The sequence below is a fragment of the Streptomyces toxytricini genome (genome assembly GCF_014649915.1).
In the GTDB taxonomy this organism is placed as follows: Bacteria; Actinomycetota; Actinomycetes; order Streptomycetales; family Streptomycetaceae; genus Streptomyces; species Streptomyces toxytricini.
In genome coordinates this window covers 54783-68857 of sequence record NZ_BMTY01000016.1, presented here as the reverse complement: position 1 = coordinate 68857, position 14075 = coordinate 54783, and the positions used below count along the sequence as shown (strand labels likewise).

The following is a 14075-nucleotide window of genomic DNA, read 5'->3' as shown; positions in this document are numbered from 1 at the left end:
CGGGTCAGGCCTCCGGGATCTCGAACTTGCTGGTGCGCTGCATGCCGGCCGCGCGGCCCTTGCCGGCGATGACCAGGGCCATCTTGCGGCTGGCCTCGTCGATCATCTCGTCGCCGAGCATCGCCGAGCCCTTCTTGCCGCCCGCCTCGGACGTGCACCACTCGTACGCGTCCAGGATCAGCTCGGCGTGGTCGTAGTCCTCCTGCGAGGGGGAGAAGACCTCGTTGGCCGCCTCGACCTGGCCGGGGTGCAGCACCCACTTGCCGTCGAAGCCGAGCGCGGCGGCGCGGCCGGCGACCGCGCGGAAGCCGTCGACGTTCTTGATCTGCAGGTAGGGGCCGTCGATCGCCTGGAGGTCGTTCGCGCGGGCCGCCATCAGGATCTTCATCAGGATGTAGTGGTAGGCGTCCGCCGGGTAGCCGGGCGGCTGCTCGCCCACGACCAGCGACTTCATGTTGATGGAGGCCATGAAGTCGGCCGGGCCGAAGATGATCGTCTCGATGCGCGGGGAGGCCTGCGCGATCGCGTTGACGTTGTTCAGGCCCTGAGCGTTCTCGATCTGCGCCTCGATGCCGATCCGGCCGACCTCGAAGCCCATGGTCTTCTCGATCTGGGTCAGCAGGAGGTCGAGCGCGACGACCTGCTCGGCGCTCTGCACCTTCGGCAGCATGATGCAGTCCAGGTTCTGGCCCGCGCCCTCCACCACCGTGACCACGTCGCGGTAGGTCCAGTGCGTGGTCCAGTCGTTCACCCGCACGACCCGGGTCTTGCCGGTCCAGTCGCCCTCGTTCAGGAACTTGACGATGGTGTGGCGGGCCTCGGGCTTGGCCAGCGGGGCGCAGGCGTCCTCCAGGTCCAGGAAGACCTGGTCGGCGGGCAGGCCCTGGGCCTTCTCCAGGAAGCGGGGGTTCGAGCCCGGGACGGCGAGGCAGGAGCGGCGGGGCCGCAGCCGGTTCACCGGGGCCGGGCCGGAAGGGGTGCCGCCGGCGGGGGTGGTGGCGGGTGCCGGGTGGGCGGTCATGCGGGGACCTCCGTGCTGATGAGGGGGCTGAGCTTGTTGGCCTTGCGGATCTCGTCGACGATACGGCCGATGATCTCCGTGATACCGAAGTCCTTCGGGGTGAACACGGCGGCGACTCCGGCCGCCATGAGCGCTTCCGCGTCCGTCTGGGGAATGATGCCGCCCAGCACGACGGGGATGTCGCCCGCCCCCGCGCCGCGCAGGCGCTCCAGGACGTCCGGGACGAGCGCGCTGTGCGAGCCGGACAGGATGGACAGTCCCACGCAGTGGACGTCCTCCGCCAGCGCCGCAGCGGAGATCTCCTCCGGCGTCAGCCGGATGCCCTGGTAGACGACCTCGAAGCCGGCGTCGCGGGCGCGGACGGCGATCTGCTCGGCGCCGTTGGAGTGCCCGTCCAGGCCGGGCTTGCCGACCAGCAGGCGCAGCCGGCCGCTGCCGAGCTCCTCGGCGGTGCGGGCGACCTTCTCGCGGACGAGGGCGAGCGGGGTGCCCTCCTCGGCGGTCACGGCCACGGGCGCCGAGGAGACGCCGGTCGGGGCCCGGAACTCGCCGAAGACCTCGCGCAGGGCGTTCGCCCACTCGCCGGTGGTGACACCGGCGCGGGCGCACTCCAGCGTGGCCTCCATCAGGTTCTCGGTGCCGGCCGCGGCCTCCTTCAGCCGGACCAGGGCCTGGGAGACGGTCGGGAAGACGAACGGGTCGCCGCCGCCCTGCCGGTCCGAGGACTCCTGGCGCTCGGCGCGCCAGCGGCGGATCCGCTCCACGATCGTGTCCTCGACCGCCCCGTCCACCGTCATGATCGCGGTGTCCAGGTCGGCGGTCAGCGGGTTCGGCTCGGTCTGCTGGAAGCAGTTCACACCGACGATCTTGTCCTCGCCGGCCTCGATCCGGGCGCGGCGCTCGGCGTGCGAGGAGACCAGCTGGGACTTCAGGTAGCCGGACTCGACGGCCGCCATGGCGCCGCCCATCTCCTGGATCCGGTCGATCTCGGCGAGGCAGTCGGCGACGAGGGAGTCGACCTTCGCCTCGATGACGTGCGAGCCGGCGAAGATGTCGTCGTACTCCAGCAGGTCGCTCTCGTGTGCGAGCACCTGCTGGATGCGCAGCGACCACTGCTGGTCCCACGGCCGGGGCAGGCCCAGGGCCTCGTTCCAGGCGGGCAGCTGCACGGCGCGGGCGCGGGCGTCCTTGGAGAGGGTGACCGCGAGCATCTCCAGCACGATGCGCTGGACGTTGTTCTCGGGCTGTGCCTCGGTCAGGCCGAGCGAGTTGACCTGGACGCCGTAGCGGAAGCGCCGCTGCTTGGGGTCGGCGATGCCGTACCGCTCGCGGGTGATCGTGTCCCAGATGCGGCCGAAGGCGCGCATCTTGCACATCTCCTCGATGAAGCGGACACCCGCATTGACGAAGAAGGAGATGCGGGCGACGACCTCGCCGAAGCGCTCCTCGGGCACCTGCCCCGAGTCCCGCACCGAGTCCAGGACCGCGATGGCCGTGGCCATCGCGTAGCTGATCTCCTGGACCGGCGTGGCGCCCGCCTCCTGCAGGTGGTAGCTGCAGATGTTGATCGGGTTCCACTTCGGGATGTGGTTGACCGTGTAGGCGATCATGTCGGTCGTCAGGCGGAGCGAGGGCCCCGGCGGGAAGACGTGCGTCCCGCGCGAGAGGTACTCCTTGACGATGTCGTTCTGGGTGGTGCCCTGGAGCTTGGAGATGTCCGCGCCCTGCTCCTCGGCGGCCACCTGGTAGAGCGCCAGCAGCCACATGGCGGTGGCGTTGATCGTCATCGAGGTGTTCATCTGCTCCAGGGGGATGTCCTGGAACAGCCGCCGCATGTCGCCGAGGTGGGAGACGGGGACCCCGACCCGGCCGACCTCGCCGCGGGCGAGGATGTGGTCGGGGTCGTAGCCGGTCTGCGTCGGCAGGTCGAACGCGACCGAGAGGCCGGTCTGGCCCTTGGCGAGGTTGCGGCGGTAGAGCTCGTTGGACGCCTCGGCCGTGGAGTGGCCGGCGTACGTCCGCATGAGCCACGGACGGTCTTTCTGGCGCTCTGTCATCTCAGGCTGTCCCTTTGGCCCTTGATCGGTCCGACGACGGTTCGGGTCGGTCAGACGTTCCGGAAGCGGTTGATGGCGTCGACGTGCTGGGCGCGGAGCTCGTGGTCGCGGACGCCGAGGCCTTCCTCGGGGGCCAGGCAGAGCACGCCGACCTTGCCCTGGTGGACGTTGCGGTGGACGTCGTGGGCCGCCTGCCCGGTCTCCTCCAGGGAGTAGACCTTCGACAGGGTCGGGTGGATCTTGCCCTTGGCGATCAGGCGGTTGGCCTCCCACGCCTCGCGGTAGTTCGCGAAGTGCGAGCCGATGATCCGCTTCAGCGACATCCACAGGTAGCGGTTGTCGTACTCGTGCATGTAGCCCGAGGTGGACGCGCAGGTGGTGATGGTGCCGCCCTTGCGGGTGACGTAGACGCTCGCGCCGAAGGTCTCGCGGCCGGGGTGCTCGAAGACGATGTCGATGTCCTCGCCGCCGGTCAGCTCGCGGATCTTCGAGCCGAAGCGCTTCCACTCGCGCGGGTCCTGGGTGCGCTCGTCCTTCCAGAACTTGTAGCCCTCGGCGTTGCGGTCGATGACCGCCTCGGCACCCATGGAGCGGCAGATGTCGGCCTTCTCGGGGGAGGAGACGACGCAGATGGGGTTGGCGCCGCCGGCCAGGGCGAACTGGGTGGCGTACGAGCCGAGGCCGCCGCTGGCGCCCCAGATCAGGACGTTGTCGCCCTGCTTCATGCCGGCGCCGTTGCGGGAGACGAGCTGGCGGTAGGCGGTGGAGTTGACCAGGCCGGGGGCGGCGGCCTCCTCCCAGCTGAGGTGGGCCGGCTTGGGCATCAGCTGGTTCGACTTGACCAGGGCGATCTCCGCGAGGCCGCCGAAGTTGGTCTCGAAGCCCCAGATGCGCTGCTCGGGGTCGAGCATCGTGTCGTTGTGGCCGTCGGAGGACTCCAGCTCGACGGAGAGGCAGTGCGCGACGACCTCGTCGCCCGGCTTCCAGGAGTTGACGCCCGGGCCGGTGCGCAGGACGACGCCGGCAAGGTCGGATCCGATGATGTGGTACGGCAGGTCGTGGCGCTTGGCGAGGTCGGAGACCCGGCCGTAGCGCTCCAGGAAGCCGAAGGTGGACAGCGGCTCGAAGATCGAGGTCCACACGGAGTTGTAGTTGACCGAGGAGGCCATGACGGCCACGAGGGCCTCGCCCGGGCCGAGCTCCGGCACCGGGACCTGGTCCAGGTGCAGGGACTTGCGCGGGTCCTTCTCGCGGGTGGTGAGCCCGGCGAACATCTCCGTCTCGTCCTTGTGGACGGTGATCGCGCGGTAGGACTCGGGGACCGGCAGGGCAGCGAAGTCCTCGGCCGTCGCGGACTGCGACTGGATCGCGTCCAGGATGTCCTTCACGGTGTTGCCTCCTGGGGGTGCGCCCCGGCGGGCCGGGGGGAGCGCTGATGAGGGTGCGCTGAGGGAGCGCGGGTGGCGCGGGTTGCCTGGGTGGTGGTGCTGCTGTGCCGTCGGTCCGGCTGGAGCGGTGGTGCGGTGACGCCGGTGGTGCGGCGTGCATGCCTGGTGACGCAGGCGTCCGGGGCGCGTTCCGTGGCCGAGTGGGCCGGGACCGCGGGGACATCCGGACGCCTTCAACGTATGGCACCCCGTGTCACTCGACAAGGCACCGCGTGCCAAAACTTTCTCTCATTTGCCGATTGACCTGCGCAGATGAGCGATGATCGATCAGAGTTACCGGTGAGTAGGGGCAACTCGGACAAACGGAAGCGGCCGCTCCCTTGACGGGAGCGGCCGCTGTGACGCTTATCGCTTCAGGTGGTCCCGGGAACCCCCGGGGTGCCGCCTAGGCGTTGCGCAAAGCCTCCTCGATCGTCCGCATGACCTCTTCCAGCGGGGCGTCCGTACGCGCCACCGCCACCAGCACCTCGTCCTGGGTGCGCACTGCCGCGGGCGGCGCGTCCGCGCCCGAGCCGGCGGGGGAGGGCACGGCCGCCAGGGTCCGGCCCGCCCCGATGCCCGTCCCGAAGGTCTTCCGCACGATCGCGAACGCGTGGTCCAGCTGCGCCTCCACGTCCCCCTGCCCGCCCGAGCGCAGCCACCGCCGCAGCACGTGGTTGTGGGCCGTCACCACCGCGGACGCGGCCACCTCCGCCAGCAGCGGGTCGTCGTTGCCGTCGTGGTGCTCCGCCTCGTCGAAATGCGCCAGCAGGTACCGGGTGAACAGCCGCTCGTACCGGGCGACCGAGGCGATCTCCCGCTCCCGCAGCGCCGGCACCTCCCGGGTCAGCCGGTAGCGCTCCACCGACACCGCAGGGGAGGCCGCGTACATCTTCATGACCTCCTTGATCCCGCGGCACACCGTGTCGAGCGGGTGCTCGTGGGCGGGGGCCACGTCCAGCACGGCCTCGGCGCGGGTCAGGGTGTCGTCGTGGTCCGGGAAGATCGCCTCTTCCTTGGACCGGAAGTGCCGGAAGAAGGTCCTGCGCGCCACCCCGGCGGCCGCGGCGATCTCGTCGACCGTGGTCGCCTCGTACCCCTTCGTCGCGAACAGCTCCATGGCGGCGGCCGCCAGCTCGCGGCGCATCTTCAGGCGCTGGGCGGCCGCCTTGGTGCCGGCCGCGCTCTCCGGGCTGTCGGAGGCCGAGGCGGCGCGGGACGAGGTCTTGGCGGGCTGGGACATAGAGCGAAAGTACTTCATCCGCGCCGGGGCGCGCGCCTGAGGGGGGTGGGACGGGGGTGGAGGATGCGGGGGAGGGCCCGCACTGGGCTCGGAGGGAACGGCCCGCCGTGAGGGTCCGGCGGACCCGAGCAGCCCTCCCCACGCATCCGGCTCGGGTGCCCTCCGGTTACCGGCGGGCGTGCTCACGGAATCCGCGGCCCGTCTTCCGGCCCAGGCAGCCGGCCGCGACCAGGTGCTCCAGCAGCGGGGACGGGGCCAGGCCCGGGTCGCGGAACTCCTTGTGGAGGACCTTCTCGATCGCCAGGGAGACGTCGAGGCCGACCACGTCGAGGAGCTCGAACGGGCCCATCGGGTAGCCGCCGCCCAGCCTCATCGCCGCGTCGATGTCGTCGATGCAGGCGTAGTGCTGCTCGACCATCTTGACCGCGTTGTTCAGGTACGGGAACAGCAGCGCGTTCACGATGAACCCGGCCCGGTCCCCGCAGTCCACCGGGTGCTTGCGGATCCGCGTGCAGACGGCGCGGACGGTGGCGTGGACGTCGTCCGAGGTGAGGACGGTCCGGACCACCTCGACGAGCTTCATCGCCGGCGCCGGGTTGAAGAAGTGCATGCCGATCACGTCCTGCGGGCGCGACGTCGCCCGGGCGCAGGCGATCACCGGCAGCGAGGACGTCGTGGTGGCCAGCACCGCGCCCGGCCGGCAGATCTTGTCGAGCGCGGCGAACAGCTCCTGCTTGACCGCCAGGTCCTCGGCGACCGCCTCGACCGCAAGGTCGACGTCGGCGAACGCCTCCAGCGAACCGGCCGGCGCGATCCGCGCCAGGGTCTCCTGCGCCGCCTCCGCCGTCAGCCGGCCCTTGGACACCGCACGGTCCAGGGACTTGCCGATCGCCGCCTTCGCCGCCTCCGCCTTCTCCAGGCTGCGGCCCGCCAGGACCACCTCGTACCCGGCCTGCGCGAAGACCTGCGCGATCCCGCCCGCCATGGTCCCCGACCCGGCCACGCCGACCCGCGAGACCGGCCGGCCCTCGCCCGGGCCCGCGCCGTCCAGCGGCGTCTGCGCGTCCCGCACGACGGCCTGGCTGCCCGGGGCCTCGTACGTGTAGAAGCCGCGCCCCGACTTCTGGCCGGTCAGCCCGGCCTCCGCCAGGTGCCCCAGGATCGGGGCCGGCGCGTGCAGCCGGTCGCCCGACGCCTCGTACATGGCCTCCAGAACCGTCCGGGCCGTGTCCACGCCGATCATGTCCAGCAGCGCCAGCGGGCCCATCGGCAGGCCGCAGCCGAGCCGCATCGCCGCGTCGATGTCCTCGCGGGAGGCGTACTTCGACTCGTACATCGCGGCGGCCTGGTTCAGGTAACCGAACAGCAGGCCGTCGGCCACGAAGCCGGGCCGGTCGCCGGCCGAGACGGGCTCCTTGCCGAGCTCCCGGGCCAGGGCGGTCACCGCCTCCACTGCCGTCGGGGCCGTCAGGACGCTGGAGACCACCTCGACCAGCTTCATGGCCGGCGCCGGGTGGAAGAAGTGCAGGCCCAGCACCCGCTCGGGGCGCAGCGACTCGGCGGCGAGCCGCGTCACCGACAGGGCGTTCGTACCGGTGGCGAGGACGGTGTCGGGGCGCACGACCGCGTCGAGCTCGGTGAAGATCCGGTGCTTGAGGTCGTAGTCCTCCGGCACCACCTCGACGACGAGGTCGGCGTCGGCGGCGGCCGCCAGGTCGTCGAAGGTCCGCAGCCGGGCCAGCACGGCCTCGCGCTCCTCCTCGGAGAGCTCGCCGCGGGCGACCGAGCGGGCGGTCGCGGCGGCGAGGGACTCGGTGGCACGGCGGGCGGCGGCCTCGCTGATGTCGATGCCGACGACCTCGCGGCCGGCACGGGCGAGCACCTCGGCGATGCCGGTGCCCATCGTGCCGAGGCCGACGACGGCGATGGTCTGCAGAGCGGGCTGACCGGACGTGGACGGAAGGTCCATCGCGGGACTCCAGTGGATGAGGGTGACGACTGAGGGGCGGCGCGCGGCGCACGACACGCGGCCGGAGAACACAGGGGTTTCCGCACAGGAAGCCGAAGCGGCAAGCCGAGGCGAGGGGGCGGAGCGGAGGACGGCGGACCCTGTCCCGGGGCCGCGCCGCAAGCAGAGCGCCGTCCGCGGAAGGCGGCACGGGCGCAGAGGGCGGTGCGAAGGGCGCCTCGCCGCCCGCGGGGGACGGCCGGGGCACCGGACCGACTGGCACGGGGCGGCTGCGTCACCAGGCCTGCCCCGAACGTGTGAAGGCAGATTAACCCGTCGGTAACTCGTTGGCCAGAGCAGGGAAGACGCCGGGCGGTGTGACGTACGCCGCGCTGCGTACGCGGGGCCTGTGCGGCGGTCGGCCGGCGATCACCCCAAACGGCCCCGGGGCCCACCCGCCAAGCCCTAGGGTGTGCCGGTGACCGACGCACCGGACGTACTGGAGCGCCTGCGGGCGGAAGCGGCGGGCTCGCCCCGGTACGGGGAGCTCCTCGACGCCGGACCGGACGCCCTCGCCGCGGCCCTCACCGGCGCCGGGCTGCCCCTGTGGGCGCGGGAGCTCGCCGCGTACCGGCTGGGCCTCGCCCGCGACGCCCGCGCCTTCGAACCACTGGTGCTGCTGCTGAACCACCGCGACCCGCCGCGCTGCGCGGCCGCCGCCCGCGCCCTCGCCGTCCTGGGCGACCCGCGGACCGCCCGCGCGGCGGCCGCCCTCGCCACCAACGAGCTGCGCACCGCCTACGCGCTCCAGCCGGTCCGCCTGCTGACGGCGCTGCGCGCGCCGGAGTCCGCGCCCGCCCTCATCCGCACCCTGTCCCGGCTGCTCTCCCCCCACGACCCGTACTGGCGGGTGGCCCTCGCCTGTGTGGAGGGCCTCGGTGAACTGGCCGATGCCGGCGCCCGCGAGGTCCTCACCCGCGCCCAGGCCCACCCCCGCCTGGCGGTGGCGGCGACCCGGTCCCTGCGCGCGCTGCCCTGAACCGGGCCGGGGTGCCGGGCGACGGCGGCCGATCCCGGGCCGGCCGGGGTCAGGCCCGGTCCGGGCGCGGCTGCGGTACCACCGCGAAGGCCTCCACCTCGACGAGCAGTTCCGGGCGGACGAGCGCAGCCACCTGCACGGCCGAGGAGGCCGGCAGCCGGCCCGGTGCCATCACCTCGTCGCGGGCCGCCCGCAGGGCCGGCAGGTGCGCCATGTCCGTCACGAAGTACGTCAGCTTCACCACGTCGTCGAAGCCGGCCCCGGCCGCCGCCAGGCACCGGCGCAGGTTCTCGAACACCTGCCGGGCCTGCGCGGCGGCGTCGCCGGCGCCGACCACCGCGCCCCGCTCGTCGAAGGCGCACTGCCCCGACACCGCCACGAACCGCCCGGAGCCCCACACCACGTGGCTGTACTGCGGGCTCGGGGCCACGCCCTCGGGCGCGGGGACGCGGGTGATGTGCGGGGCGGCTGAGGCGCCGGAGGCCGTGGTCGTCATGGGCGGGATTCTGCCCGCCCGATGATCAGCTCCGGAAGCCCAGGAGGCCGTGGAGGGCCGCCCCGCCCGCCGACGGCGCCGCCTCGCGCGTACCGGTGGTCGGCTGCGGCGCGGGCTGCGGGGTGCACGTCGCGTCCGCGGCGGCGCCCGTCCGCAGGTAGGCGGCCACCTTCTCGTCGAGGCAGGCGTTCCCGCCCATCGACACCCCGTGGTTGCCGCCGCCCGCCTCCACGACCAGTGCCGACCCCTTCAGCTTCTCCCGCATGGCCAGCGCGCCCCCGAACGGCGTCGCCGCGTCCTCGGTCGCCTGGAGCAGCAGCGCGGGCGGGAGGTCGGCGTTCGCCACGTCAGGGGCGGTGAGGGGCTCCGTCTTCCAGAACGCGCACGGGGCGTTGTACCAGGCGTTGTTCCAGGTCATGAAGGGCGCCTCGGCGTGGGTGCGCCACATGTCGGCCCGCCACCGGTTCCAGTCCGCCGGCCAGGCCGAGTCGCGGCACTGCACCGCCGTGTAGACGCTGTACCCGTTGCCCGCCGTCGGCGCGACCGCCCCGAACTTCTCGTACGCCGCCACCAGCGGCGCCGCGTCGCCGTCCGCCGCGTACTTCGAGAACGCCTCGGCGAGGACGGGCCAGTAGCCGTTGTAGTAGCCGCCCGGCATGTACGTGTCCTCCAGCTCCGACGGGCCCACCTTGCCGCCCGCCGGCTCCGCGGCCAGCGCCGCCCGCATCTCGTACCAGCGCTCCTCCACCTCGTCCCGGTCGGTCCCGAGCCGGTAGACGGCGTCGTGCTCCGCGATCCAGCCCAGGAACGCCCGGTGGCGGGCGTCGAAGGCGCGGTCCTGGGCGAGGTTGTCCTCGTACCAGACCCCGTCCGGGTCGACGACCGAGTCCAGGACCATCCGGTGCACGCGGCCCGGGTGCAGCTTCGCGTACACCGCGCCGAGGTACGTGCCGTACGAGTAGCCGAAGTAGCTGAGCTTCGGCGCGCCGAGCGCCGCGCGGATCGCCTCCATGTCCCTGGCCGCCGAGACCGTGTCGATGTACGGCAGGACGTCCCCGTGCCTGGCCTGGCAGGCCTCGGCGAAGGCGCGCACCCGGTCCAGGTTGGCCTGCTCGGCCTGCACGGTGCGGGGGACGGAGTCCGGGCGTACGGGGTCGAAGTGCCCGGCGGCGCAGTCGAGGGCGGGCTCGCTGCGGCCGACTCCGCGCGGGTCGAAGCCGATCACGTCGTACTGGGCGGCGATGTCCTTGGGCAGGGTCGAGGCGATGTACGGGGCGAGGCCGCGGCCGCTGCCGCCCGGGCCGCCCGGGTTGACCAGCAGCGGTCCCTGGCTCTTGGCGGCGGTGTGCGGGACCCGCGTCAGCGCGAGCGTGATCCGGCGGCCCTGCGGGGCGGCGTGGTCGAGGGGGACCTGGAGGGAGGCGCACTGCAGGGAGGGGTACCGCGTGGTCCCGCACCCGGTCCACCGCAGCGCGGCCGGCGCGGCGGCCGGAGTCCCGGCGACGGCGGGCACGGCGGCGGGCACGGCGGCCCCGGCCGGCGCCGCGGCGACGGCGGCCCCCGCGACGGTGGCGACCGACAGCGCGAGGGCGACGCGCCTCTTCAGGGGACTGCGCTTCTTCAACGGGTGCAGCATGGGGCCTCCCAGCCGAGGGTTCTGGGCGGAATCGTCCCGGAAACCCCGGCCGGGAAGGCGCTACTCGACGCCGGATTGGCCCGATGGGATGAGCCCCGGCGCCCGTCCGTCCGCGCTCACCCCAGCACGAGCTGCACGGGCCCCTCCGGCGAGGGCCCGGCCGGCGCCTGCCGCCGACCGCCGCGCCGGGCCGTCGCCGGCCGGGCCGGGCCGATGCCGAACTCGGTTGCCAACTCGTGGACTTGGCGGGTGATCCGGCGCTGGTACCAGGTGGGCGCGTACGCCCCGTCCCCGTACATCCGCGCGTACCGGCCCACCAGCTGCGGGTGGTGCCGCTCCAGCCAGGCGGCGAACCACTCGCGGGCGCCGGGCCGCAGATGGAGTACCAGGGGTGTCACGGAGACCGCGCCGGCCGCGGCGACGGCCCGGACGGTGTCCCGCAACTGCTCGGGCGAGTCCGACAGGAAGGGGATGACCGGAGCCATCAGCACCCCGCACTCGATCCCCGCGTCCGCCAGCGCCCGCACCGCACCCAGCCGGGCGGCGGGGGAGGGCGTCCCCGGTTCGACGGCCCGCCACAGCGCGGCGTCGGTGAAGCCGACGGACACGGACACGCCGACGTCCGTCTCGCGCGCGGCCCCGGCCAGCAGCGGCAGGTCCCGCAGGATCAGGGTGCCCTTGGTGAGGATGGAGAAGGGGTTGGCGCGCTCGCGCAGCGCCCCGATGATCCCGGGCATGAGCCGGTAGCGGCCCTCCGCGCGCTGGTAGCAGTCGACGTTGGTGCCCATGGCGACGTGCGCGCCGGTCCACCGCGGCGAGGCGAGCTCCTTGCGCAGCAGCTCGGGGGCGTTGGTCTTGACGACGATCCGGGAGTCGAAGTCGAGGCCGGTGTCGAGGCCGAGGTAGGAGTGAGTCTTGCGGGCGAAGCAGTAGACGCACGCGTGACTGCAGCCCCGGTACGGGTTCACCGTCCACTCGAACGGCATCCGCGAGGCACCCGGGACCCGGTTGAGGATCGTTCGGGCCCGGACCTCGTGGAAGGTGATCCCGCGGAAGTCGGGGGTGTCGAAGGTGCGGGTGACGACGGTGTCCGTGCCGAAGAGCGCGAGGGCTCCGCCGCCCCCTTCCGCCCCGTCCTCGGCGTCCCCGGTCAGGTTGTCCCAGCGCATGGCGCGCCTCCTTCGGTCGCTCGCCACGAGAATAGAACAAACGTTCCCGTGATCGTGCGGGGCGGCGTCCGGGCCCCGATTTTGGGGGTTCCGCTCCGAGGTGGTTGGCTTGCGGCCGTCTAGGCAACACAACTGCTGGAGGAACAGGTATGGCGCAGGTCGAGGCCACCACGGAGCGGATCATCGCGGCCGACGCGGAGACCGTGTTCGACACGCTGGCCGACTACACCGGTACCCGGCGCAAGCTGCTGCCCGAGCACTTCAGCGAGTACGAGGTGCGCGAGGGCGGCGACGGCGAGGGGACCCTCGTCCACTGGAAGCTCCAGGCCACCAGCAAGCGCGTCCGCGACTGCCTGCTGGAGGTCACGGAGCCGACCGACGGGCAGCTCGTCGAGAAGGACCGCAACTCCTCCATGGTCACCACCTGGACCGTCACCCCGGCCGGTGAGGGCAAGTCGAAGGCCGTCGTCACCACCGTGTGGAACGGCGCGGGCGGCATCGGCGGCTTCTTCGAGCGCACCTTCGCCCCCAAGGGCCTCGGCCGTATCTACGACACCGTCCTCGAGAACCTGGCCAAGGAAGTCGAGTAGCCAAGTCCGGCGACCCGCGCGGGGGTTGGGCCTCCCCCGGCGCTGCCTCGCGGGCCGGGCCGCTCACCGGATCGGGTGGAATCGCCCGGTCCGGTGAGCCTTCGGGCGCCGGGCGTGGCCCACAGGCCGCGGCAGGCCCGCGCGGCTACGCTGGACGCCTGCGCGGGCGGGCGGGCCGCCCGGTCAGCCGGCGCCGCGCGCAGCCGACCGCCCAGGGGGCCCGATGAAGATCCTCGTCTCGGCCGACATGGAAGGCGCCACCGGCGTCACCTGGCCCGCCGACGTCCTGCCCGGCACTCCCCAGTGGGAGCGCTGCCGCCCGATGTTCACCTCCGACGTGAACGCGGCCGTCCTCGGCTTCTTCGACGGCGGGGCCGACGAGGTCCTCGTCAACGAAGCCCACTGGACCATGCGGAACCTGCTCCTCGAACAGCTCGACGAGCGGGTCGAGATGCTCACCGGCCGCCACAAGTCCCTCTCCATGGTGGAGGGCGTCCAGCACGGCGACGTCGACGGCATCGCCTTCGTCGGCTACCACTGCGGCGCCGGCTCCGAGGGCGTCCTCGCCCACACCTACCTCGCCAACTCCCTCACCGGTGTCTGGCTCGACGGCGTCCGCGCCAGCGAGGGCCTGCTCAACGCCCGTGTCGTCGCCGAGTTCGGCGTCCCCGTCGTCCTCGTCACCGGCGACGACCTGACCTGCGCCGACGCCGCCGGCTACGCCCCGGACGCGCTGACCGTCGCCGTGAAGGACCACGTCTCCCGGTACGCGGCCGTCTGCCGGACCCCCGCCCGCACGGCCGCCGACATCCGGGCCGCCGCCAAGTCCGCCGCCGCCCTCGCCGTCCGCCGGGACCCCGTCAGCCGCGGCCCCCACACCGTCGAGATGGAATTCGACGCCGAGCACCTGGCGATGGCCGCCACCGTCGTCCCCGGCGTCGAGCGCACCGGCGAGCGCAGGGCCGCGTACACCAGTGGGACGATGTACGAGGGGATCCGCACCTTCAAGGCGGTCACGACGGTCGTCTCGGCGGCCGTGGAGGAGCAGTATGGCTGACATGCCCGCAGTCACCCCCCAGAGCCCGGCCGCGACGCACACCCCGGCCGCGGAGCCGCCCGTCGAGGAGTCCCCGGTCGACCGGACCGCCCTCGACGAGGCCGTCGCCTTCACCTCCGACCTCATCCGCATCGACACCTCCAACCGGGGAGGCGGCGACTGCCGCGAGCGCCCCGCCGCCGAGTACGTCGCCGAGCGCCTCGCCGCCGCCAGCCTGGAGCCCGTCCTCCTGGAGCGCACCCCGGGCCGCACCAACGTGGTGGCCCGCATCCCCGGCAGCGACCCCTCGGCCGACGCGCTCCTCGTCCACGGCCACCTCGACGTGGTGCCCGCCGACCCCGCCGAGTGGAGCACCGACCCCTTCTCGGGTGAGGTCCGCGACGGGGTCGTGT

At 73.0% G+C, this 14075-nt stretch carries 11 protein-coding genes and 1 pseudogene; 4 read left to right on the top strand and 8 right to left on the bottom strand.

Annotated features, from left to right (window positions below; genetic code table 11):
• Window positions 1-4 precede the first annotated feature (4 nt).
• From IE170_RS20945 to IE170_RS20925, 5 genes are all read right to left on the bottom strand, one after another.
• Window positions 5-1021 (bottom strand): HpcH/HpaI aldolase/citrate lyase family protein, encoded by a 1017-nt coding sequence (locus IE170_RS20945; RefSeq protein WP_125544019.1) that lies wholly within the window; start codon window positions 1019-1021, stop codon window positions 5-7.
• Complete coding sequence (locus IE170_RS20940) at window positions 1018-3078, bottom strand: ethylmalonyl-CoA mutase (RefSeq protein WP_189810966.1); 2061 nt, start codon at window positions 3076-3078, stop codon at window positions 1018-1020. Before IE170_RS20940 ends, IE170_RS20945 begins: the two co-directional genes overlap by 4 nt.
• Window positions 3079-3128: 50 nt before the next feature.
• On the bottom strand, window positions 3129-4466 hold the full coding sequence (gene ccrA, locus IE170_RS20935) for a crotonyl-CoA carboxylase/reductase (protein ID WP_189810965.1): 1338 nt from the start codon (window positions 4464-4466) through the stop codon (window positions 3129-3131).
• Window positions 4467-4911: 445 nt separating this feature from the next.
• A complete protein-coding gene (locus IE170_RS20930; RefSeq protein WP_189810964.1) occupies window positions 4912-5748 on the bottom strand; it encodes a TetR family transcriptional regulator in 837 nt (278 codons plus the stop codon).
• Between the two features lie 166 nt (window positions 5749-5914).
• Complete coding sequence (locus IE170_RS20925) at window positions 5915-7717, bottom strand: 3-hydroxyacyl-CoA dehydrogenase family protein (RefSeq protein WP_189810963.1); 1803 nt, start codon at window positions 7715-7717, stop codon at window positions 5915-5917.
• Between the two features lie 457 nt (window positions 7718-8174).
• On the opposite strand from IE170_RS20925, the gene IE170_RS20920 reads away from it, so the two are divergent.
• Window positions 8175-8735, top strand: coding sequence for a HEAT repeat domain-containing protein (locus tag IE170_RS20920; protein ID WP_189810962.1), 561 nt, complete (start codon window positions 8175-8177; stop codon window positions 8733-8735).
• Window positions 8736-8784: 49 nt separating this feature from the next.
• Here the strand turns inward: IE170_RS20920 and IE170_RS20915 are convergent, their stop codons facing one another.
• The 3 genes from IE170_RS20915 to IE170_RS20905 all read right to left on the bottom strand — a co-directional run bounded on the left by IE170_RS20915 (window position 8785) and on the right by IE170_RS20905 (window position 12036).
• On the bottom strand, window positions 8785-9231 hold the full coding sequence (locus tag IE170_RS20915) for a RidA family protein (RefSeq protein WP_189810961.1): 447 nt from the start codon (window positions 9229-9231) through the stop codon (window positions 8785-8787).
• 25 nt (window positions 9232-9256) lie between these two features.
• Window positions 9257-10867 carry an alpha/beta hydrolase gene (locus tag IE170_RS20910; protein ID WP_189810960.1) on the bottom strand — a complete coding sequence of 537 codons (1611 nt, stop codon included), beginning with the start codon at window positions 10865-10867 and terminating at the stop codon, window positions 9257-9259.
• A gap of 116 nt (window positions 10868-10983) precedes the next feature.
• Window positions 10984-12036, bottom strand: coding sequence for an Rv2578c family radical SAM protein (locus tag IE170_RS20905; RefSeq protein ID WP_189810959.1), 1053 nt, complete (start codon window positions 12034-12036; stop codon window positions 10984-10986).
• 149 nt (window positions 12037-12185) lie between these two features.
• Here IE170_RS20905 and IE170_RS20900 point away from each other — a divergent pair, with 149 nt between their 5' ends.
• The 3 genes and pseudogenes from IE170_RS20900 to IE170_RS32795 form a co-directional block, all read left to right on the top strand.
• A complete protein-coding gene (locus tag IE170_RS20900) occupies window positions 12186-12626 on the top strand; it encodes an SRPBCC family protein (protein ID WP_189810958.1) in 441 nt (146 codons plus the stop codon).
• A gap of 223 nt (window positions 12627-12849) precedes the next feature.
• Window positions 12850-13683, top strand: a complete 834-nt coding sequence (locus IE170_RS20895) for a M55 family metallopeptidase (RefSeq protein ID WP_189810957.1) — start codon at window positions 12850-12852, stop codon at window positions 13681-13683.
• Window positions 13676-14075: pseudogene (locus tag IE170_RS32795) on the top strand (M20/M25/M40 family metallo-hydrolase); the annotation flags it as partial. The gene IE170_RS20895 and the pseudogene IE170_RS32795, both read left to right, overlap by 8 nt.

Excerpts from the sequence above, each read along its gene's own strand:
- IE170_RS20895 (WP_189810957.1), top strand. The coding sequence starts at position 12,850 with ATGAAGATCCTCGTCTCGGCCGACATGGAAGGCGCCACCGGCGTCACC.
- IE170_RS20905 (WP_189810959.1), bottom strand. The coding sequence starts at position 12,036 with ATGCGCTGGGACAACCTGACCGGGGACGCCGAGGACGGGGCGGAAGGG.
- IE170_RS20925 (WP_189810963.1), bottom strand. The coding sequence starts at position 7,717 with ATGGACCTTCCGTCCACGTCCGGTCAGCCCGCTCTGCAGACCATCGCC.
- IE170_RS20945 (WP_125544019.1), bottom strand. The coding sequence starts at position 1,021 with ATGACCGCCCACCCGGCACCCGCCACCACCCCCGCCGGCGGCACCCCT.
- IE170_RS20900 (WP_189810958.1), top strand. The coding sequence starts at position 12,186 with ATGGCGCAGGTCGAGGCCACCACGGAGCGGATCATCGCGGCCGACGCG.
- IE170_RS20915 (WP_189810961.1), bottom strand. The coding sequence starts at position 9,231 with ATGACGACCACGGCCTCCGGCGCCTCAGCCGCCCCGCACATCACCCGC.
- IE170_RS20930 (WP_189810964.1), bottom strand. The coding sequence starts at position 5,748 with ATGTCCCAGCCCGCCAAGACCTCGTCCCGCGCCGCCTCGGCCTCCGAC.
- IE170_RS20940 (WP_189810966.1), bottom strand. The coding sequence starts at position 3,078 with ATGACAGAGCGCCAGAAAGACCGTCCGTGGCTCATGCGGACGTACGCC.
- IE170_RS20910 (WP_189810960.1), bottom strand. The coding sequence starts at position 10,867 with ATGCTGCACCCGTTGAAGAAGCGCAGTCCCCTGAAGAGGCGCGTCGCC.